At 70.9% G+C, this 21,012-nt stretch carries 7 protein-coding genes; all 7 read left to right on the forward strand.

Annotated features, from left to right (window positions below):
* Window positions 1–18: 18 nt before the first annotated feature.
* The 7 genes from ACYQ8K_RS20510 (at window position 19) to ACYQ8K_RS20540 (ending at window position 20,997) form a co-directional block, all read left to right on the forward strand.
* Complete coding sequence (locus ACYQ8K_RS20510) at window positions 19–1,236, forward strand: argininosuccinate synthase (protein ID WP_459971856.1); 1,218 nt, start codon at window positions 19–21, stop codon at window positions 1,234–1,236.
* Window positions 1,233–2,651 carry an argininosuccinate lyase gene (argH, locus tag ACYQ8K_RS20515; RefSeq protein WP_459971858.1) on the forward strand — a complete coding sequence of 473 codons (1,419 nt, stop codon included), beginning with the start codon at window positions 1,233–1,235 and terminating at the stop codon, window positions 2,649–2,651. Before ACYQ8K_RS20510 ends, argH begins: the two co-directional genes overlap by 4 nt.
* A gap of 111 nt (window positions 2,652–2,762) precedes the next feature.
* The gene (locus ACYQ8K_RS20520; RefSeq protein ID WP_459971860.1) at window positions 2,763–3,824 is read left to right on the forward strand and encodes a type III polyketide synthase; all 1,062 of its coding nucleotides are present in this window, start codon (window positions 2,763–2,765) and stop codon (window positions 3,822–3,824) included.
* Between the two features lie 99 nt (window positions 3,825–3,923).
* Window positions 3,924–10,301, forward strand: coding sequence for an SDR family NAD(P)-dependent oxidoreductase (locus ACYQ8K_RS20525; protein WP_459971862.1), 6,378 nt, complete (start codon window positions 3,924–3,926; stop codon window positions 10,299–10,301).
* Between the two features lie 19 nt (window positions 10,302–10,320).
* Complete coding sequence (locus tag ACYQ8K_RS20530; RefSeq protein ID WP_459971864.1) at window positions 10,321–16,680, forward strand: SDR family NAD(P)-dependent oxidoreductase; 6,360 nt, start codon at window positions 10,321–10,323, stop codon at window positions 16,678–16,680.
* Window positions 16,681–16,682: 2 nt separating this feature from the next.
* Complete coding sequence (locus tag ACYQ8K_RS20535; RefSeq protein WP_459971866.1) at window positions 16,683–19,781, forward strand: type I polyketide synthase; 3,099 nt, start codon at window positions 16,683–16,685, stop codon at window positions 19,779–19,781.
* A gap of 154 nt (window positions 19,782–19,935) precedes the next feature.
* On the forward strand, window positions 19,936–20,997 hold the full coding sequence (locus ACYQ8K_RS20540) for a type III polyketide synthase (protein WP_459971868.1): 1,062 nt from the start codon (window positions 19,936–19,938) through the stop codon (window positions 20,995–20,997).
* Window positions 20,998–21,012: the final 15 nt, after the last annotated feature.

Below are 21,012 nucleotides of genomic sequence, written 5' to 3' on the forward strand. Positions count from 1 at the left end.
ACCTAAGGAGATTGGTTCATGTCAGAACGCGTCATCCTGGCGTATTCCGGCGGTCTGGACACCTCGGTGGCCATCAGCTGGATCGGCAAGGAGACCGGCCGTGAGGTCGTAGCGGTGGCGATCGACCTCGGCCAGGGCGGCGAAGACATGGAGGTCATTCGCCAGCGGGCCCTGGACTGCGGCGCGGTGGAAGCCGTCGTCGTGGACGCCCGCGACGAGTTCGCCGACGGCTACTGCCTGCCCACCATCCTGTCCAACGCCCTCTACATGGACCGCTACCCGCTGGTGTCGGCGATCAGCCGGCCGCTGATCGTCAAGCACCTGGTGGCGGCGGCCCGCGAGCACGGCGGCAGCATCGTCGCGCACGGCTGCACCGGCAAGGGCAACGACCAGGTCCGGTTCGAGGTCGGATTCGGTTCGCTGGCACCCGATCTCGAGGTGCTGGCGCCGGTCCGCGACTACGCGTGGACGCGGGAGAAGGCGATCGCGTTCGCCGAAGAGAACGCCATCCCGATCAACGTGACCAAGCGCTCGCCGTTCTCCATCGACCAGAACGTGTGGGGCCGCGCGGTGGAAACCGGCTTCCTGGAACACCTTTGGAACGCCCCCACCAAGGACGTGTACGCCTACACCGAGGACCCCACGCTGAACTGGAGCACGCCCGACGAGGTGATCGTCGGGTTCGAGCGCGGCGTGCCGGTGACGATCGACGGCAAGCGGGTGTCGGTGCTGCAGGCTATCGAGGAACTCAACACCCGCGCCGGCGCCCAGGGCGTCGGCCGCCTCGACGTCGTCGAGGACCGGCTGGTGGGCATCAAGAGCCGCGAGATCTACGAGGCGCCCGGCGCCATGGTGCTCATCACCGCGCACACCGAGCTCGAACACGTCACGCTGGAGCGGGAATTGGGCCGGTTCAAGCGGCACACCGATCAGCGTTGGGCCGAGCTGGTGTACGACGGGCTGTGGTACTCGCCGCTCAAGGACGCGCTGGAAAGCTTCGTCGTCAAGACCCAGGAACACGTGACGGGTGAAGTGCGAATGGTGTTGCACGGCGGCCACATTGCGGTCAACGGTCGGCGCAGCGCGGAATCCCTGTACGACTTCAACCTGGCCACCTACGACGAGGGCGACAGCTTCGACCAGTCGGCCGCCAAGGGTTTCGTGTACGTGCACGGGCTGTCGTCGAAGATCGCGTCGGCCCGCGACCAGACCGCCAAGGGCCCGGCCGACGCGTGAGCACTCGCGAGGGGTCCTTGTGGGGCGGCCGGTTCGCCGACGGCCCGTCGGATGCGCTGGCCGCACTGAGCAAGTCCACCCACTTCGACTGGGTGCTGGCCCCCTACGACATCGTCGCCTCGCGGGCCCACACCGTGATCCTGTTCCGGGCCGGGCTGCTGAACTCCGAGCAACGCGACGGCCTGCTGGCCGGTCTGGATCAGCTCGCCGAGGACGTCGCCGACGGCAGCTTCGCGCCGCTTGTCACCGATGAGGACGTGCACGGGGCGCTGGAACGCGGGCTGATCGACCGGGTCGGACCCGACCTGGGCGGGCGGCTGCGGGCCGGCCGGTCGCGCAACGACCAGGTGGCCACCCTGTTCCGGATGTGGCTGCGCGACGCGGTGCGCCGGGTCGCCGCCGGGGCGCTGGACGTCGTCGGCGCCCTCGCCGCCCAGGCCGCCGCCCACCCGAGCGCCATCATGCCGGGCAAGACCCACCTGCAGTCCGCGCAGCCGGTGCTGCTGGCCCATCACCTGCTGGCGCACGCCCACCCGCTGCTGCGCGACGTCGACCGGATCGTCGACTTCGACCGGCGCGCGGGGGTGTCCCCGTACGGGTCGGGCGCGCTGGCCGGCTCGTCGCTGGGCCTGGACCCCGACGCGATCGCCGCGGAGCTCGGTTTCGCCACCGCGGCCGACAATTCCATCGACGCGACGGCGTCCCGCGATTTCGCGGCGGAGGCCGCCTTCGTGTTCGCCATGATCGGTGTCGACCTGTCGCGGCTGGCCGAGGACGTCATCCTGTGGAGCTCGACGGAATTCGGCTACGTCACCCTGCACGACTCGTGGTCGACCGGCAGCTCGATCATGCCGCAGAAGAAGAACCCCGACATCGCCGAGCTGGCGCGCGGCAAGTCCGGCCGGCTGATCGGGAACCTGACCGGCCTGCTGGCCACGCTGAAGGCCCAGCCACTCGCCTACAACCGTGACCTGCAGGAAGACAAGGAACCGTTGTTCGATTCGGTGGCCCAGCTGGAGCTGGTGCTGCCCGCGATGGCCGGGCTGGTGGCCAGCCTGACTTTCGATGTGGAGCGGATGGCCGCCCTGGCCCCGGCCGGCTACACCCTGGCCACCGACATCGCCGAATGGCTGGTCCGCCAGGGGGTGCCGTTCCGGTCCGCGCACGAGGCCGCCGGCGCCGCGGTGCGCGCGGCCGAGCAGCGGGCGGTCGGGCTGGACGAGCTGACCGACGACGAATTGGCCGCCATCAGCCCCGATCTCACGCCGCAGGTGCGGGAGGTCTTGACGATCGAGGGCTCGGTGGCGTCGCGCGATGCGCGGGGCGGCACCGCGCCGGCAAGGGTCGCCGAGCAGATCGAAACCGTCCTGGCCAGCGTCGATGCCCTCAAAAGCCAGCTGCGCGGCGACCATTGAGATGAGGTTGGTTTTCCTGACGGGCCGTGGCAGGCAGACTAGACTTCGGGCTCAAAGCGATCCGGTTGAACGTTTCGGTCCGGGTCCTCGTCACCAAGGGGTGGGAGAACAATGAGCGTCGTCGCCGGCGTCTTCGGTGCGCTACCGCCGCACCGATACTCCCAGCGCGAGCTCACCGACTTCTTCGTCAGCATCCCGGAGTTCGAGGGGTACGAGGACATCGTCCGCCAGCTGCATGCCAGCGCGAAAGTCAACGGCCGTCACCTGGTGTTGCCGATGGAGCAATACCCCGCACTGACCGACTTCGGCATGGCGAACCGGGTCTTCACCGAACACGCCGTGAAGCTGGGCCGCGAGGCGCTGTCCGGCGCGCTCGACGAGGCCGGACTGCAGCCACGGGACGTCGACGTGCTCATCACCACCACCGTCACCGGCCTCACCGTGCCGTCCGTGGACGCCCGGATCGCCGCGCAGCTCGGCCTGCGCGACGACGTGCGACGGGTGCCGATGTTCGGCCTAGGCTGCGTGGCCGGCGCCGCGGGGATGGCCCGCGTGAACGACTACCTGCGCGGCGCACCGGACGCGGTGGCCGCCCTGCTCTCCGTCGAGCTGTGCTCGCTGACCTATCCCGGATACAAGCCGTCGCTGGCCGGCATGGTCGGCAGCGCCCTGTTCGCCGACGGGGCCGCGGCGGTGGTGGCCGTCGGCGAGCGGCGTGCCGAACACCTGGTCGCCAGCGGGCCCACCATCGTCGACTCGCGCAGCCACCTGTACCCCGATTCGCTGCGCACCATGGGCTTCGACGTCGGCGCCACCGGCTTCGAGCTGGTGCTGTCCAAGGACGTCGCGGCCGTCGTCGAGCAGTACATCGAAGCGGACGTCACCAACTTCTTGGCGGCGCACGGCCTGACGACGGCAGACATCGGGGCGTTCGTGAGCCACCCCGGCGGCCCGAAGGTCATCGAGGCCATCAACTCCGCGCTCAGCCTGCCGCCCGAGGCCCTCGAGCTCACCTGGCGGTCGCTCGGCGAGATCGGCAACCTCTCGTCGGCGTCGGTGCTGCACGTGCTGCGCGACACCATGGCCAAGCCGCCGCCGAGTGGAAGCCCCGGTCTGATGCTCGCGATGGGTCCAGGATTCTGTTCCGAATTGGTGTTGTTGCGTTGGCACTGATCCTCGCCCGCGCGCTTCCGTTCCTACCGTAAGGCGTCGGCTTTTTGGGCTTGAATTTTGCGGAGGTATCGCTGTGAATGACACGAGAGGCCGCCTTCGATGAACGGCAACACCGAAGAGCTGATCAAGGCTCTTCGTCAGTCGCTGAAGGACAACGAGCGGCTCAAGCGAGAGAACCGCCGGTACCTGGCCGCCGCGACCGAACCGGTGGCGGTGGTCGGCATGGCCTGCCGGTATCCGGGTGGCGTGAATTCACCAGAGGCCTTGTGGCAGATGGTGGTTGAGGGCCGCGATGTGGTCTCGGAGTTTCCCGACGACCGCGGCTGGGACCTGGCCGGTCTGTTCGATGCGGATCCCGACGCCGTGGGCAAGTCGTACGCGCGGTGCGGCGGGTTCCTCTCGGATGCCGGTGATTTCGACGCCGCGTTCTTCGGGATCGCCCCCAGCGAGGCGCTGGCCATGGACCCGCAACAGCGGCTGCTGCTCGAGGTGTCCTGGGAGGCGTTGGAGCGGGCCGGGATTGACCCCGTCACCTTGCGCGGCTCGGCGACCGGTGTGTTCGCCGGGATCTTCCACGGCTCCTACGGGGGTCAGGGACGGGTGCCGGGACACCTGGAGCGCTACGGCCTGCGCGGTTCGACGCTCAGCGTCGCCTCGGGCCGGGTGGCCTATTCGCTGGGGCTCGAGGGGCCGGCCGTCTCGGTGGACACGGCGTGTTCGTCGTCGCTGGTGGCGCTGCACCTGGCGACGCAGTCGTTGCGGTCCGGCGAGTGCGATCTGGCGCTGGCCGGCGGCGTGACCGTGATGGCCACACCGGCGATGTTCATCGAGTTCAGCCGGCAGCGCGCGCTGGCCGCCGACGGCCGGTGCAAGGCGTACGCGGGTGCGGCCGACGGCACCGGGTTTTCCGAGGGCGTCGGGGTGCTGGTGGCCGAACGGCTGGCCGATGCCCTCCGGCACGGGCATCCGGTGCTCGCCGTGGTGCGCGGGTCCGCGGTCAATCAGGACGGCGCCTCCAACGGCCTGGCGACGCCCAACGGGCCGTCGCAGCAACGGGTGATCCGCGCGGCGCTGGCCAACGCGCGGCTGGGCACGGCCGACGTCGATCTGGTCGAGGGTCACGGCACGGGCACCACGCTCGGCGATCCCATTGAGGCGCAAGCGGTTCTGGCGACCTACGGGCAGGATCGGCCGGCCGATCAGCCGCTGTGGCTGGGTTCGATCAAATCGAACATGGGTCACACCTCGGCCGCCGCCGGCGCCGGCGGCGTGATCAAGATGGTGCAGGCGATCCGCCACGGGGTGATGCCCAAGACGTTGCACGTGGATGAGCCGACGCCGCACGTGGATTGGACCGCAGGCGCGGTGTCGCTGCTGACCGAGCAGCGGCCCTGGCCGGCGGTGGGCCGGCCGCGCCGCGCGGGAGTGTCGTCCTTCGGCATCAGCGGCACCAACGCGCACGTGATCGTGGAGCAATACGTCCCGGAGCCCGAAACCGCCGCCCGCCCGGGCGACGACGTGGTGGTGCCGTGGGTGCTGTCGGCCCGCTCGAGTGAGGCGCTGGCGAACCAGGCGGCGCGGCTGCTGGCGCGCGTGAAGGCCGATCCCGGGGTGCGGGTGCTGGACGTGGGCTGGTCGCTGGTCGCGACGCGGTCGCGCTTCGAGCATCGGGCGGTGATCGTGGGCGCCGACGGCGCGCAGCTGCTGCGTGGGCTGACGGCGCTGGCGGCCGGCGAGCAGGGCGCGGGACTGGTGGTCGGCCGCGCGCAGCCGGTGGGCAAGACGGTGTTCGTGTTCCCCGGCCAGGGTTCGCAATGGGTCGGCATGGGCGCCCAATTGCTGGACGGCTCACGGGTTTTCGCTGAGCACCTGCAGCGCTGCGCTGACGCGCTCGCCGAATACGTCGACTGGTCGCTGATCGACGTGATCCGCGGTGTCCCGGGCGCGCCCGGGCTGGACCGGGTGGACGTGGTGCAGCCGACGCTGTGGGCGGTGATGGTGTCGCTGGCCGAACTGTGGCGCTCGGTGGGTGTGCTGCCCGATGCGGTGATCGGTCATTCGCAGGGTGAGATCGCGGCGGCCTATGTGGCGGGGGCGCTTTCGCTAAAAGACGCCGCACGGGTGGTCGCGCTGCGCAGCCGGCTGCTGGTGCAGTTGTCGGGCCGGGGCGGCATGGTCTCGTTGGCGTGCGGTCTGGCGCGCGCCGAGCGGTTGATCGCCGGCTGGGGTGAGCGGCTGAACATCGCCACCGTCAACGGTGTTGCGGCGGTGGTGGTCTCCGGTGAGGTGGATGCGCTGGACGAACTGATGCAACGGTGCGAAGCCGACAACATCCGCGCCCGCCGCATCGACGTCGACTACGCATCGCATTCGGCACAGGTGGACGCGATCCGCGAGTCCCTCGCCGACGCGCTGCGCGGACTCGCGCCCCGGTCGTCGGCGGTCGCGTTCTTCTCCACGGTCACCGGTGAGCTGATGGACACCGCGGGGCTGGACGCCGACTATTGGTTCCAAAGCATCCGGCAAACCGTGCAATTCGAGCGGGCGGTGCGCAGCGCGTGCGACGCTGGCTATCAGGCGTTCATCGAGTCCAGCCCGCATCCCGTGCTGATGGCCGCCATCGAAGAAACGATGCCCGACAGCGAGCGGGCGTGCGTTATCCCGTCGCTGGGCCGCGAGGACGGCGGCCTGGACCGCTTCTGGCTCTCGGCCGCCCAGGCCCACGTGGCGGGCGTTGCCGTCGACTGGCGCGCCGCGATGGCCGGCCTCGGTGGCCGGGCCGTCGACCTGCCGACGTACGGGTTTGTCCGGCAACACTTTTGGCTTCCGGGCGGGTCGACGGGTTCGCAAGACGTCGCCACGCTGGGCCTGGCGGCCGCCGAGCACGGGTTGCTCGGCGCGGTGGTACCACGGCCCGATTCCGGCGGCGTGGTGCTGACGGGCCGGCTGTCGACCGCGGCCCATCCGTGGCTGGCCGATCATGCGGTGGGCGAGACGGTGCTGTTCCCCGGTGCCGGGTTCGTCGAGTTGGCCATCCGCGCCGGCGACGAGGTCGGCGCTGCGGTGCTCGACGAGCTGACCTTGTCGGCCCCGTTGCTGCTGCCCCCGGCCGGGGGCGTGCAGGTGCAGCTGGTGGTCGGCGCGCCCGACGAGTCGGGGTTGCGCCGGTTGTCGGTGTATTCGGCCGGCGCCGAACCAGATTCGGAGTGGGTGCTGCACGCCGAGGGTCTGTTGCGGCCGGGCGCGGTGACGCCGGCCGCGGACCTCTCGGTCTGGCCGCCCGCCGGGGCGAGCGCGGTGGACGTCACCGGCGCCTATGCCCGGCTGGCGCAGCGGGGCTACGGCTACGGCCGCGCCTTCCGGGGGCTGCGGGCCATGTGGCAGCGCGGGGACGAGCTCTTCGCCGAGGTCGTCGTGCCCGAGGACGCGGGAATCCAGGACGGCGGCTTCGGAGTGCATCCCGTGCTCTTGGATGCGGCGCTGCACGCGATCGGCGTCGCCGCCGAGCAGGACCAGACCGTGCTGCCGTTCTCGTGGCAGGGCGTGTCGCTGCACGCCTCGGGCGCGTCGCGGGCGCGGGTCCGGATCGCGCCGGCCGGCGCCGGGTCGGTGTCGGTGGAACTGGCTGACGGGGCGGGACTTCCGGTGCTCTCGGTACGATCGTTGGCCCTGCGCCCGGTCTCGGCCGCGCAGTTGACGGCGGCTCCGGCGCAGCGCTCCGAGGGATTGCTCGACGTGACTTGGTCGCCGGTCGCACTGGGCGAAGGCGGCGCCGAGGCCACGCTGTGGGAGCTGGGCGATCATGGCGGCGACCTGGTGAAGGCGGTGCACGCCGCGGCGGTCGAGATTTTGGCGACGCTGCAATCGTGGCTGCGCGACGAAAGCGCCGGGGTGCTGGCCGTGCAGACCCGCGGCGCCGTCGCCCTTGCCGGCGAAGAGGTTTCGGACCTGGCCGGCGCCGCGGTATGGGGCCTGGTGCGCTCGGCGCAGGCCGAGCATCCGGGGCGTTTCGTGCTGATCGACTCCGACGGCTCCATCGACGCCGGTGCGGTGATCGACTGCGGCGAGCCGCAGGTGGTGGTGCGCCAGGGCGTGGCGTACGCCGCACGGCTGCGGCCGGCGCGCGTGGACTCCGCCGTCGCGCTGCCCCCCGGCGGCTGGCGGTTGGATGCCGGTGGCGAGGGCACGCTCGAGGACCTGGTCGTGAGCCCCTGCCCGCCAACCGAATTGACCGGCGGGCAGGTGCGCGTCGCGGTGGCCGCGGTCGGGGTCAACTTCCGCGATGTGCTGGTGGCCCTGGGGATGTATCCCGGCGGCGGCCGGCTCGGTGCCGAGGGCTCCGGCGTGGTCGTCGAGGTGGGACCCGGCGTGACCGGCCTGGTCGTGGGCGACGAGGTGATGGGGTTGCTCGGGGTCGTCGGTTCCGAGGCCGTGGTGGATCAGCGCGTGGTGACACCGGTGCCGGCGGGCTTGTCGCTGGTGGCCGCCGCGGGCGTTCCGGTGGTGTTCCTGACGGCGCTGTACGGGCTCTCGGTGCTGGGCGGGCTGCGCGCCGGCGAGCGGGTCCTGGTGCACACCGCCACCGGCGGGGTGGGCATGGCCGGGGTGCAGCTGGCCCGGCACTGGGGCGCCGAGGTGTTCGTCACCGCCAGCCGGGGCAAGTGGGACACCTTGCGCGCGATGGGATTCGACGACGACCACATCGGTGATTCGCGCACCACGGAGTTCGAGGCGAAATTCGCGGCTGCCACGAACGGTGCCGGGTTCGACGTCGTGCTCAACTCGCTGGCCGGCGAGTTCACCGACGCGTCGTTGCGGCTGCTGGCCCCCGGCGGGCGATTCATCGAGATGGGCAAGACCGATGTGCGCGATCCGCTCGTCGTCGCCGACCACTATCGGGGTGCGGTGTATCGGGCGTTCGACCTGATGGAGGCCGGCCCCGACCGCACCGCGGCCATGCTGGCCGAGATCGTGGGACTGTTGGCCGACGGCGTTGTGAAGCCGTTGCCGCTGAAGACTTTTGACGTCCGCTGCGCCTCGGCGGCCTATCGGTACGTCAGCCAGGCGCGTCACATCGGCAAGGTCGCGCTCACCGTCGGGTCGGGACCCGGCGCGGTGCTCAGCGGCTGCGGCGGCGGGCTGGCGGGCGCCAGCGTGGTGATCACCGGTGGCACCGGGATGGCCGGTTCGGCGCTGGCCCGCCATCTCGTCGACCGTTATCGGGTGGCGCACGTGGTGCTGGTCAGCCGGAGCGGCGCCCGGGCGGCCGGGGTCGCCGAGCTGGTGGCCGGGCTGGAAGGGGCCGGCGCGCGGGTGTCGGTGGTGGCCTGCGATGTGGCCGATGCCGAGGCGGCGTCGGCGATGCTGGCCTCGATACCGGCGGAGTATCCGCTGCGCGGAATCGTGCACGCCGCGGGCATTCTCGACGACGGGCTGATCTCGTCGCTGACCCCGGATCGGGTGGATGCGGTCCTGCGCGCCAAGGTCGACGGGGCCTGGAACCTGCACGAGCTCACCCGGCACCTGGATCTGTCGGCGTTCGTGGTGTTTTCGTCGATGGCGGGGATCGTGGGAACCCCCGGTCAGGCCAACTACGCGGCGGCCAACAGTTTCCTCGACGGGCTGGCCGCGTATCGGCGGGCCCACGGGCTTGCCGGCCTGTCGCTGGCCTGGGGGCTGTGGGAGCAGGCCTCCGCGATGACGGCGCACCTCGGGGATCGCGACAAGGCCCGGATGAGCAGGATCGGGCTGGCGCCGCTGTCCACCGCTGCGGCGCTGGCGGCGTTCGACGCCGCGATGCTGGTCGACGCCCCGGTGCTGGTGGCCGCGCGCGTGGACCGGGCCGCCCTGTCCGACAACATCGCCGCGCTGCCCGGACTGCTGCGCGAGCTCGTGGCCGGTCCGACCCGGCGCGTCATCGACGACACGGATGTCGCCGCGTCGACGACGGGGCTTTCGGCGCGCCTGCACGGGCTGACTCCCGAGGCGCGACAGCGCGAGCTGGTCGACCTGGTGTGCGGCAACGCGGCGATGGTGCTGGGCGTGCCCAATCCGGCCGACATCGACGCCGGCCGCGCCTTCCAGGAGCTCGGGTTCGATTCGCTGACTGCCGTCGAACTACGTAATCGGCTCAAAAACGCTACGGGCCTTACCCTTTCGCCGACGCTGATATTCGACTATCCGACACCCACCGTGCTGGCCGCGCACCTCGACACCCAACTGGCCGGCACCGCCGGTGCCGACGATCAGCCGAACCTGATGGGCCGCTTCAACGACATCACCCGCGAACTGCAGGCGCTGCTCGGCGCGCCCACCTGGAATGCCGACGACAAAGCGGTGCTGCGGGCCCGCATTCACAACCTGCTCGCCGCGCTGCCGCCCGGTGATCTTTCCGACACCGAACACCTCGACGACGACCTCGACGCCGCCACCGAAAGCCAACTCTTTGCGATCCTCGATGAAGAACTCGGCCGCTGACACCCCGCAAGGAGCGACGATGCCGGGCACCTCGCAACACGTCGACTACCTGAAACGCCTCACGGCGGACCTCAGGCGGACGCGGCGGCGTGTCGCGGAACTGGAGGGTCAACTCTCCGAGCCGGTCGCGGTGGTGGGCATGGCCTGTCGCTACGCCGGCGGCGTCGAATCGCCAGAAGACTTGTGGCAACTCGTCATCGAGGGCCGCGATACGGTGTCGGACTTCCCGGCCGACCGCGGCTGGGACGTCGAGGGGTTGTACAACCCCGACCCCGACGCCAAGGGAAAGATGTACACCCGGCAGGGCAGCTTTCTGCAGGACGCGGGTGACTTCGACGCCGGATTCTTCGGTATCGGGCCCAGCGAGGCGCTGGCCATGGATCCCCAGCAGCGGATGATGCTGGAGATCTGCTGGGAAGCGTTGGAGCGGGCCGGCATCGACCCCTTGGCGCTGCGCGGCTCGGCCACCGGCGTGTTCGCCGGGGTGATCCACGCCGGCTATGGCGGCGAGGTGAAGGGCGAGCTGGAGGGCTACGGGCTCACCGGTTCGACGCTGAGCGTGACCTCGGGCCGGGTGTCGTACGTGTTGGGCCTGGAAGGCCCGGCGGTGTCGGTGGATACCGCGTGTTCGTCGTCGCTGGTCTCCATGCATCTGGCCGCGCAGTCGCTGCGGTCCGGCGAATGCGACCTGGCGCTGGCCGGAGGGGTGACCGTGATGGCCACCCCCGCGGCCTTCGTCGAGTTCAGCCGTCAGCGCGCCCTGGCCCCCGATGGTCGCTGCAAGGTGTATGCCGGTGCCGCGGACGGGACTTCGTGGTCGGAGGGCGCGGGCGTTCTGGTGCTGGAGCGGCTGGGCGATGCGCGGCGGCTGGGACATCCCGTCCTGGCGGTGCTGCGCGGCACGGCGGTCAATCAGGACGGCGCGTCGAACGGGTTGACCGCGCCCAACGGGCCGTCGCAGCAACGGGTGATCCGGGCGGCGCTGGCCAATGCCGGGCTGACGGCCGCGGACGTGGACGTGGTCGAGGGCCACGGGACCGGGACGGTGCTCGGCGACCCCATCGAGGCCCAGGCGCTGCTGGCCACCTATGGGCAGGAGCGTCCCGCGGACCGGCCGCTGTGGCTGGGGTCGATCAAATCCAACATCGGGCACACCTCGGCCGCGGCCGGGGTGGCCGGGGTCATCAAGATGGTGCAGGCGATCCGGCACGGGGTGATGCCCAAAACGCTGCACGTGGATGTCCCGTCGCCGCACGTGGATTGGTCGGCCGGCGCGGTGTCGCTGCTGACCGAGCCGCAGCCGTGGCCGGATCACGGCGGCATCCGGCGGGCGGGCGTCTCGTCGTTCGGGATCAGCGGCACCAACGCGCACGTGATCGTCGAGCAGGCCCCCGCGCAACTCGACGACGACGCCGAACCGGTTGCGGCGCCGTCGAATCCGGTGATCCCGTGGGTGATCTCGGCCCGCTCGCCCGAGGCGTTGGCCGGCCAGGCCCAACGGCTGCTGGATCGGCTGGGCGCCGACGCTGATGTGCGGGCGGTGGACGTCGGCTGGTCGCTGGCGACCACCCGGGCCGCCTTCGAGCACCGCGCGGTGCTGGTGGGTGCCGGCCGCGAGACCCTGACGGCGGGGTTGGCGGGGCTGGCGTCCGGGCGGCCCGACCCCGGCGTGCTGGTCGGCCGCACCAGGTCGGCGGGCAAGCGCGTGTTCGTCTTTCCCGGCCAGGGCTCGCAGTCCCTCGGGATGGGTGCCGAGCTGTATCACCGTTTCCCGGTGTTCGCGCAGGCCTTCGACGAGGCGGTGGCCGCGGTGGACGCCCACGCGCGACTGCCGCTGCGCGAGGTGATGTGGGGCTCCGACCCGGAGCTGTTGCAGAGCACCGAGTTCGCCCAGCCGGCATTGTTCGTCATAGAGATCGCGTTGGCCGCGTTGTGGCAATCCTTCGGTGTGACACCGGATGTGGTGATCGGGCATTCGGTGGGCGAGATCGCCGCCGCGTGCGTGGCCGGGGCGGTGTCACTGCCCGATGCGGCGCGGCTGGTGGCGGCGCGCGGCCGGCTGATGGCCGCGCTGCCCGCCGGCGGGGTGATGGTCGCGGTGAGCGCAACCGAAGCCGAGGTGGCCGGAGTGCTGAACGGCGCCGTGAGCATCGCGGCGGTCAACGGCCCCCAATCGGTGGTGCTCTCCGGTGAGCAGGACGCGGTGGGGGCGGTCGCGCACCGGCTGGCCGCCGGCGGCGCAAGGGTGCACCGGCTGGCCGTCTCGCACGCGTTCCACTCGCCGTTGATGGAGCCGATGATGGGGGAGTTCGCGGCGGTGGCCGCCGACGTGTCGGCGGGTCAGCCGCGGATCGCCTTGGTGTCCAACCTGACCGGGCGACTGGCCGGCCCCGACTACGGGTCCGTCGCATACTGGGTCGACCATGTGCGCAAGCCGGTGCGCTTCGTCGACGGTGTGCAGCTGGCCGAATCGTTGGGTGCCGGGGTGTTCCTGGAGGTCGGCCCGGGCGCGGCGTTGACGTCCGCGGTCGAGCAATCCCTGACCACCGACCGGGCGACCTCGGTGGTGACCATGGCCAAGGACCGTTCCGAAGTGGACTCGCTGCTGCGGGCGGCGGGGCAGCTGTTCACGTCCGGCGCCGACGTGCGGTGGGCCGCGGCGTTCACCGACCCCACCGCGCGGCGTGTCGAGCTGCCCACGTATGCCTTTGTGCGGCGCCGGTTTTGGCTGTCCAGTGAGTCGGTGGGTTCGGCCAACATCGCCAGCCTGGGACTGGCCGAGGCCGAGCACGCGCTGCTGGGCGCGGTGGTGGACCGGCCGGATTCCGGCGGTGTGGTGTTGACGGGCCGGCTTTCGATTGCCGCCCAACCATGGCTGGCCGACCACGCGGTGGCCGGCACGGTGCTGTTTCCGGGAGCCGGCTTCGTCGAGTTGGCGTTGCGGGCCGGTGACGAGGTGGGCTGCTCGACGATCGAGGAGCTGACGCTGTCGGCGCCGCTGGTGGTGCCGGCGGCCGGGGTGGTGCACCTTCAGGTCGTGGTGGCCCCGGCCGGCGAAGCGGGCACACGCGCCATCGAAGTGTATTCGCGTGCCGCCCAATCGGATTGGATATCGCACGCCGAGGGCGTGTTGAGCGACCATGCGCCCGCACCGGCCGCCGACCTGTCGGTGTGGCCGCCGCTGGGCGCGGACGCGGTGGACGTGGCCGGCGCGTACGAGGGCCTGGCGGGCCGCGGCTACGGATACGGGCCGGCCTTTCGGGGGCTGCGGGCCGTATGGCGAAGGGGGACCGAGACTTTCGCTGAGGTGGAGCTTCCGCAACAGGCCGGGGTATCGACGGGCGGCTTCGGCATCCATCCGGTGGTTCTCGATGCGGCGCTGCATGCGCTCGGCGTGGCCGACGAGCGGAGCGAGACCGTCTTGCCGTTCTCGTGGCAGGGAGTGGGCCTGAACGCGGCCGGCGCGTCCCGGGTCCGGGTCAGGCTGGCGCCGGTCGGCGCCGGGGCCGTCTCGGTCGAGCTGGCCGACTCCTCGGGGTTGCCGGTGCTGTCGGTGCGCGAGCTGGTGACGCGGGCCGTGTCGGCCGATCAGCTGACCGCGGCCGTGGCCGCCCGCTCCGGTAGCGGGGAGCTGCTCGATGTGGTGTGGTCACCGGTTTCGCTGCCCGCCAACGATATTGGTGCGGACGTCACCGTCTGGGAGTCGCCGCGCGCCGCCTCGGGGGCGGTCACCTCGGCCTATGAGGCGACGCATGAGGCCCTGGGTGTGCTGCAATCCTGGCTGACGGGCGAGGCGGCCGGGGTCCTGGTGGTGCTGACCCGTGGGGCGGTGGGGCTGGCGGGAGAGGACGTCGCCGACCTGGCCGGCGCCGCGGTGTGGGGTTTGACGCGCTCGGCGCAGGCCGAGCACCCCGGCCGCGTGGTGCTGGTCGATACCGACGGGACCCTCGACGTCGCAACGGTGATCGGTTGTGGCGAGCCGCAATTGGTGGTGCGCGGCGGTGTGGCCTACAGCGCGCGGCTGAAGCCGGCCGACGTGCGCCCCCTGCTGCGGTTGCCGGAGCCGCCGTCGGTGTGGCGGCTGGCCGCCGGCGATGCCGGGACGCTCGAGGACCTGGCGGTGCAGGAGTACCCGCCGGCGGCACTGGAGGCCGGTCAGGTGCGGGTGAGCGTCGCGGCCGCCGGGGTGAACTTCCGCGATGTGCTGGTGGCGCTGGCCATGTACCCGGGCGCCGCGCAACTCGGCGCCGAAGGCGCGGGGATCGTCACCGAACTCGGCGCCGGCGTGACGGGTCTGGCCGTCGGGGACGCGGTCATGGGGATCTTCGGGCTCGCCGGCTCTGAGGCCGCCGTCGACCGGCGGCTGGTGACCCGGGCGCCGCGCGGCTGGTCGATGACGCAGGCCGCGGCCGTGCCGGTGGTGTTTTTGACGGCGTATTACGGGCTGTCGGTGCTGGCCGGCCTGCGCGCCGGGCAGCGGGTGCTGGTGCATGCCGCCACCGGCGGGGTGGGCATGGCCGCCGTACAGCTGGCCCGGCACTGGGGCGCCGAGGTGTTCGCGACCGCCAGCCGAGGCAAGTGGGAAACCCTGCGCGCCATGGGATTCGACGATGCGCACATCGCGGATTCCCGCACTCTGGATTTCGAGCGGAAGTTCGCCGGGGGCATGGACGTGGTGCTCAACTCCCTGGCGGGGGAGTTCAACGACGCATCGCTGCGGCTGCTGGAGCCCGGCGGCCGCTTCATCGAGATGGGCAAGACGGATCTGCGCGACCCGGATGCCGTCGCCGCGGCCCATCCCGGGGTGACCTACCGCGCGTTCGATCTGATGGAGGCGGGCCCCGACCGCATCGCCGAGATGCTGGCGGAATTGATGGAGCTGTTCGCCGCCGGGGACCTGACGCCGTTGCCCGTCAAGGCTTTCGACGCGCGCAGCGCCGCCGACGCCTACCGGTTCGTCAGCCAGGCCCGTCACATCGGCAAGGTGGTGCTGACCATGCCGGACGGGCCCGCCGGGCTGGCGGGCGGCACCGCGCTGATCACCGGCGGCACCGGCATGGCGGGCTCGGCGGTGGCGCGGCATCTCGTCGAGCGGCACCGGGTGCCCCACGTGCTGCTGGTCAGTCGCAGCGGTGAACGCGCCGATGGCATGGGCGAGCTGGCCGCCGAATTGCAGGAAAAGGGTGCATCGGTGTCCGTGGCGGCCTGCGATGTCGGCGACCGGGATGCCGTCGCGGCATTGCTGGCGCAGCTGCCCGCACAGTATCCGCTGCGCTCGGTGTTCCACGCGGCGGGCGTGCTCGACGATGCGGTCATCGCGTCACTGACGCCCGCGCGCATCGACACGGTGTTGCGGGCCAAGGTCGACGGGGCCTGGCATCTGCACGAACTGACCAAGGATGCGAATCTGTCCGCGTTCGTGGCGTTTTCATCGATGGCGGGCATCGTGGGTGCGCCGGGCCAGGGGAACTACGCGGCGGCCAACAGCTTCCTCGACGCGCTGGCGGCGCACCGCCGCGCGCACGGGTTGCCGGGACTCTCGGTGGCCTGGGGGATGTGGGAAGAGGCCTCGACCATGACCCAGCACCTCGGCGAGCGAGACAAGGCCAGGATGAGCCGGGCTGGGCTGAGCGCGTTGTCCACCCGGCAGGCGCTGGAGCTGTTGGACGCCGCATCGCTCACCGAGCACCCGATGGTGGTGGGCACCCGGCTGGACCGGGCGGCCCTGGCGCAGCACAGCGACACGCTGCCGCCGGTGCTGAGCCAGTTGGCCGCCCGCCCGGCCCGCCGGGTCCTGGAGCACACCGACATGGTGTCGTTGACGGGCCTGCGGGCGCGGCTGGAGGGCATGACCGCAGAGCAGCGGCACAGCGAACTGGTGGAATTGGTCTGCGGCAACGCGGCCACGGTCCTGGGCCACAGCACCGCGGACGTCAACGCCGACGACGCATTCCAGGACCTCGGCTTCGATTCGCTGACCGCCGTCGAACTGCGCAACCGGCTGAAAATCGCGACCGGGCTTACCCTTTCGCCGACGTTGATCTTCGACCAGCCCACGCCCGGCGCGCTCGCCGAACACCTGGGCGCCCAGCTGGCCGGCAGCGCCCCCGCCGCGACGGCTGCGGCCGCCACGCCGCCCGATCGCATGGCCCGCCTCGATGACATCGCCCGGGAGCTGCAGGCGCTGCTCAACCAGCCCGATCTGAGCCCAGGCGATAAGGCGCAGCTGATCAGCCGGCTGGAAGGCCTCTTGGCAACGGCGACCGGCCCGGCACCGGCCCCGCTGCTGGACCACCCCGAGGACGCGTTCGACGACGACATCTCCACCGCCACCGACAGCCAACTGTTCGCGATCCTCGACGACGAAGTCGGCCCCTGACCTTGGCCTCGACAGACGTAGCGATCATCGGGCTGGCATGCAGGTTCCCGGCCGCGGACGGCCCCGGCGCGTTCTGGCGGCTGATCCGCGACGGGCGCGAGGCCACCCGGTTCGCCGGGGACGCGGGCGAATTCGACGCCGACTTCTTCAACCTGTCGCCGCGAGAGGCCTGCGCGATGGATCCGCGGCAACGCCTGGCGCTGGAACTGACCTGGGAGTTGCTCGAAGACGCCTTCCTGATACCGGAAATGCTTCGGGGAGAACCGGTTTCGGTATTCATGGGGGCGATGACGGACGACTACGCCGCACTGACGCTGCGCGACCTCGCCGACAACCTGGACCACCACACCTTCACCGGAATCAGCCGGGCCATGATCGCCAACCGCATCTCGTACGCCTTCGGGCTGCACGGGCCCAGCATGACCGTCGATTCGGGCCAGTCGTCTTCTCTGGTCGCGGTGCACCTCGGCTGCGAAAGCGTGGCCACCGGCCGATCGGCGCTGGCCATCGCGGGTGGGGTCCACCTCAATCTGGCCGACGAAATCGGGATGCTGGAACGCGAATTCGGCGCGGTGTCGGTGACGGGTCACACATATGCGTTCGATCGGCGCGCCGACGGCTACGTGCGGGGTGAAGGCGGTGGACTGGTGCTGCTGAAGCCCTTGCCGTCGGCGCTGGACGACGGTGACCGCATCCACGCGGTGATCCGCGGCGGCGCCGTCGGCAACGCCGGGCGCGGCGCGACCGCCCAGACCGTGCCGTCGGCGCGCGGCGAAGCGGACGTGATCCGGCGCGCACTCGCCGATGCCGGCCTGCAAAGCGGCGACATCGACTACGTCGAGGCGCACGGCACGGGGACCAAGATCGGTGACGCGATCGAGGCGCAGGCGCTGGGGGAGGTTTTCGCCGAGCGCGCCCACGATCCGGTGCGGGTGGGATCGGTCAAGACCAACATCGGCCACGCCGGCGCCGCCGCGGGAATCGCGGGCCTGCTCAAGGCCGTACTGGCGATCGAACACGGCGCGATCCCGCCCAACCTCAACTACGCAGAGCCTCAGGCCGACCTCAATCACCGTGGGCTGCAGGTCAACTCCGCGCTGACACCGTGGCCCCCGGTGGACCGCCCGCGCCGGGTCGGGGTGTCATCGTTCGGCATGGGCGGCACCAACGCGCACCTCATCGTCGAGCAGTTCGAGCAGCCCCCGGCCCGGCCGGGGACGCGGCCCGCCGACGTGATCCTGCCCTGGGTGCTGTCGGCCCGCTCCGAACGGGCGTTAACCAACCAGGCTCGGCGGTTGTCGGCCTATCTGGTCGACCGGTCCGATCTGAGCCCCCTCGACGTCGCCTGGTCGTTGGCCGGCACCCGAACGGTTTTCGAGCATCGCGCGGTGGTGGTGGGCGGCGATCGTGCCGCGCTGGCAACGGGTTTGGCGGCCCTCGCAGCCGGCGAGTCCCGGCCGGGCGTGGCGGTGGGCCGGGCCAGGCCTGTGGGGTCGTCGGACCGGACGGCATTCGTGTTCCCGGGTCAGGGGTCGCAGTGGTTGGGGATGGGGCGGCAACTGTATGACCGGTTCGACGTGTTCGCCCGCGCCTTCGACGAGGCCGCCGCCGCCGTCGACGCTCATCTGCGGGCGCCGCTGCTGGACGTGATGTGGGGGACCGACCCGGAGTTGTTGCGCAACACCGAGTTTGCTCAGCCCGCGCTGTTCGTCGTCGGCATCGCGCTGACGGCGCTGTGGCAGTCCTTCGGTGTGACACCGGATGTGGTGATGGGGCACTCGGTGGGCGAGATCACCGCGGCATGCGTGGCCGGGGTGCTGACGCTCGCGGACGCGGCGCTCATGGTGGCGGCGCGGGGACGGTTGATGGCCGGGCTGCCGGCCGGCGGGGCGATGGTGGCTGTCGGCGCCGCGGAGGCCGAGGTGGCCGGGCTGCTGAACGATGGGGTGAGCATCGCGGCGGTCAACGGCCCCGCCGCGGTGGTGCTTTCGGGTGCCCAGGCGCCGGTGGACGCGCTGGCGGACCGGCTGGCCCACGAAGGCCGGCGCGTGCACCGGCTCGCGGTGTCGCACGCGTTTCACTCGCCGTTGATGCAGCCGATGGTGGCGGAATTCTCCGCGGCGGTGGCCGGAATCGAGGTGGGGGAGCCACGAATCGAGTTGGTGTCCAATGTGACCGGCCAGCTGGCCGGCCCCGGTTACGGGTCGCCTCGGTACTGGGCGGAGCATGTCGGCCGGCCGGTGCGATTCCTCGAGGGCGTGCGCGCCGCCGAGGCGGCCGGGGCCGGCGTCTTCGTGGAACTGGGGCCGGGCACGGCCTTGACGGCGGCGGTGGACCAATCGCTGAGCACCGAGCGGGCGGTCTCGGTGCCCAGCATGGCCAAGGATCGGCCCGAGATGGTATCGCTGCTGGGTGCCGCCGGTCAATTGTTCACCCGCGGGCTCGACGTGAACTGGGCGGGTGTGTTCGCCGGGCTGGACGCGCGACGCGTCGAGCTGCCCACGTATGGCTTTGCGCGGCAAAGGTTTTGGCTGGGCGCTGAAGGCTCCGGCGCGACGGGAGCTCCGCCCGCGACGGCTTCTCGAACGCCCGACCTGGCGCACCGGCTGCTCGGACTGGCCCCCGACGACCAGCGCCGGGTCCTGGTCGAGCTGGTCTGCGAGCACGCGGCGGCGGTGTCGGGCCATCCGGCTGCCCACGCAATCGACCCCGACCGCGCCTTCGGTGACCTCGGCTTCGACTCGATGATCGGGGTCGAATTGCGCAACCGTCTCACCAGCCATACCGGCCTGGCATTGTCGCGAACGCTGATCTTCGACTACCCGACGCCGGTCGCGCTGGCCGATCATCTTCACCGCCAACTACTCCATGACGAGCCCGCGGAATCCGACGAGGAAAAGATTTGGTCGGCACTGCGGAAAATTCCGTTGCGTGAGCTTCGCAGAACGGGATTGCTCGAAAAACTTCTATTGCTTGCCGGGATGCCGGAAACGCCCGCCTCCGATGCAAATGCCGGCGTCGGCGACATCGACGCGTTGAGCCCCGATGCGTTGATCGCGATGGCGCTCAGCTCGGCGGATGAGGACGACACCGAAAGATGAATTCCCTGTTCGGGGACGTGATTACGCGTACGCGGAAACCATCTAATACGACATATGTTGAATACGTTGAATTTTTGCGAGACCGAACCGTACCGCATAAACTTTCGTGTTCAAGGGGAGCGTTTCTGCTGGTTGGCAATCAAGAAGGTAAAGCATGAGCGTCATCGCGGGTGTTTTCGGCGCCTTGCCGCCACATCGGTATAGCCAACGCGAAATCACCGATCAGCTCGTCGAGTTGCCGACGCTGAAGAAACACGAAGACGTCGTCCGGCGGCTGCACGCCGCTGCCAAGGTCAACAGCCGCCACCTCGTGCTACCCCTCGAGCGCTACCACGAACTCACCGACTTCAGCGCGACGAACGAAATCTTCATCGACAAGGCCCTGGAGCTTGGCTGCGACGCGCTGCTGGGCGCACTCGACGAGGCGGGGCTGCAACCGCACGACATCGACATGATCGCCACCACCACCGTCACCGGCATCGCGGTGCCGTCCCTCGACGCCCGGCTGGTGGGCCTCCTCGGCCTGCGCCCGGACGTGCGCCGGATCCCGATGTTCGGGCTCGGCTGCGCGGCAGGGGCCGGGGGCGTGGGCCGGCTGCACGATTACCTGCGGGGTGCGCCGGACGGCGTCGCCGCCCTGGTGTCGGTCGAGCTGTGCTCGCTCACCTTCCCGACGGTCAGGCCGACGGTGTCGGGACTGGTCGGTACCGCGATGTTCGGCGACGGCGCCGCGGCAGTCGTCGCCGTCGGCGACCGTCGCGCCGAGCAGCTGAATTCCGCCGGGCCCGACATCCTGGACTCGCGCAGCCGGCAGTACCCAGACTCGCTGCACATCATGGGCTGGAACGTCGGCTCGGACGGCATGCAACTGGCGATGTCGCCGGAACTGCCGAAGGTGATCGACCGCTACCTGGCCGACGACGTGAACAGCTTCCTCGCCGCGCACCGGCTGACCAAGGACGACATCGGCGCCTGGATCACGCACCCCGGCGGCCCCAAGGTCATCAACACGATCGCCACCAGCCTCGAACTGTCGCCGGAGGCGCAGGAACTGACCTGGCGCTCGCTCGGGGAGGTCGCCAACCTGTCGTCGGCGTCGGTGCTGCACATCCTGCGGGACACCATCGCCAAACCGCCGCCCGGCGGCAGCCCCGGGCTGATGCTCGCGGTGGGTCCCGGCTTCGGCTCCGAATTGGTATTGCTGCGCTGGCACTGAGCCGCGCTCGGATTG

It is taken from the genome of Mycobacterium sp. MUNTM1 (assembly GCF_054660795.1).

Bases quoted from the DNA above. Each gene is read 5' to 3' on its own strand.
- ACYQ8K_RS20510 (WP_459971856.1), top strand. From the start codon at position 19: ATGTCAGAACGCGTCATCCTGGCGTATTCCGGCGGTCTGGACACCTCG.
- ACYQ8K_RS20525 (WP_459971862.1), top strand. From the start codon at position 3,924: ATGAACGGCAACACCGAAGAGCTGATCAAGGCTCTTCGTCAGTCGCTG.
- ACYQ8K_RS20540 (WP_459971868.1), top strand. From the start codon at position 19,936: ATGAGCGTCATCGCGGGTGTTTTCGGCGCCTTGCCGCCACATCGGTAT.
- ACYQ8K_RS20520 (WP_459971860.1), top strand. From the start codon at position 2,763: ATGAGCGTCGTCGCCGGCGTCTTCGGTGCGCTACCGCCGCACCGATAC.
- ACYQ8K_RS20530 (WP_459971864.1), top strand. From the start codon at position 10,321: ATGCCGGGCACCTCGCAACACGTCGACTACCTGAAACGCCTCACGGCG.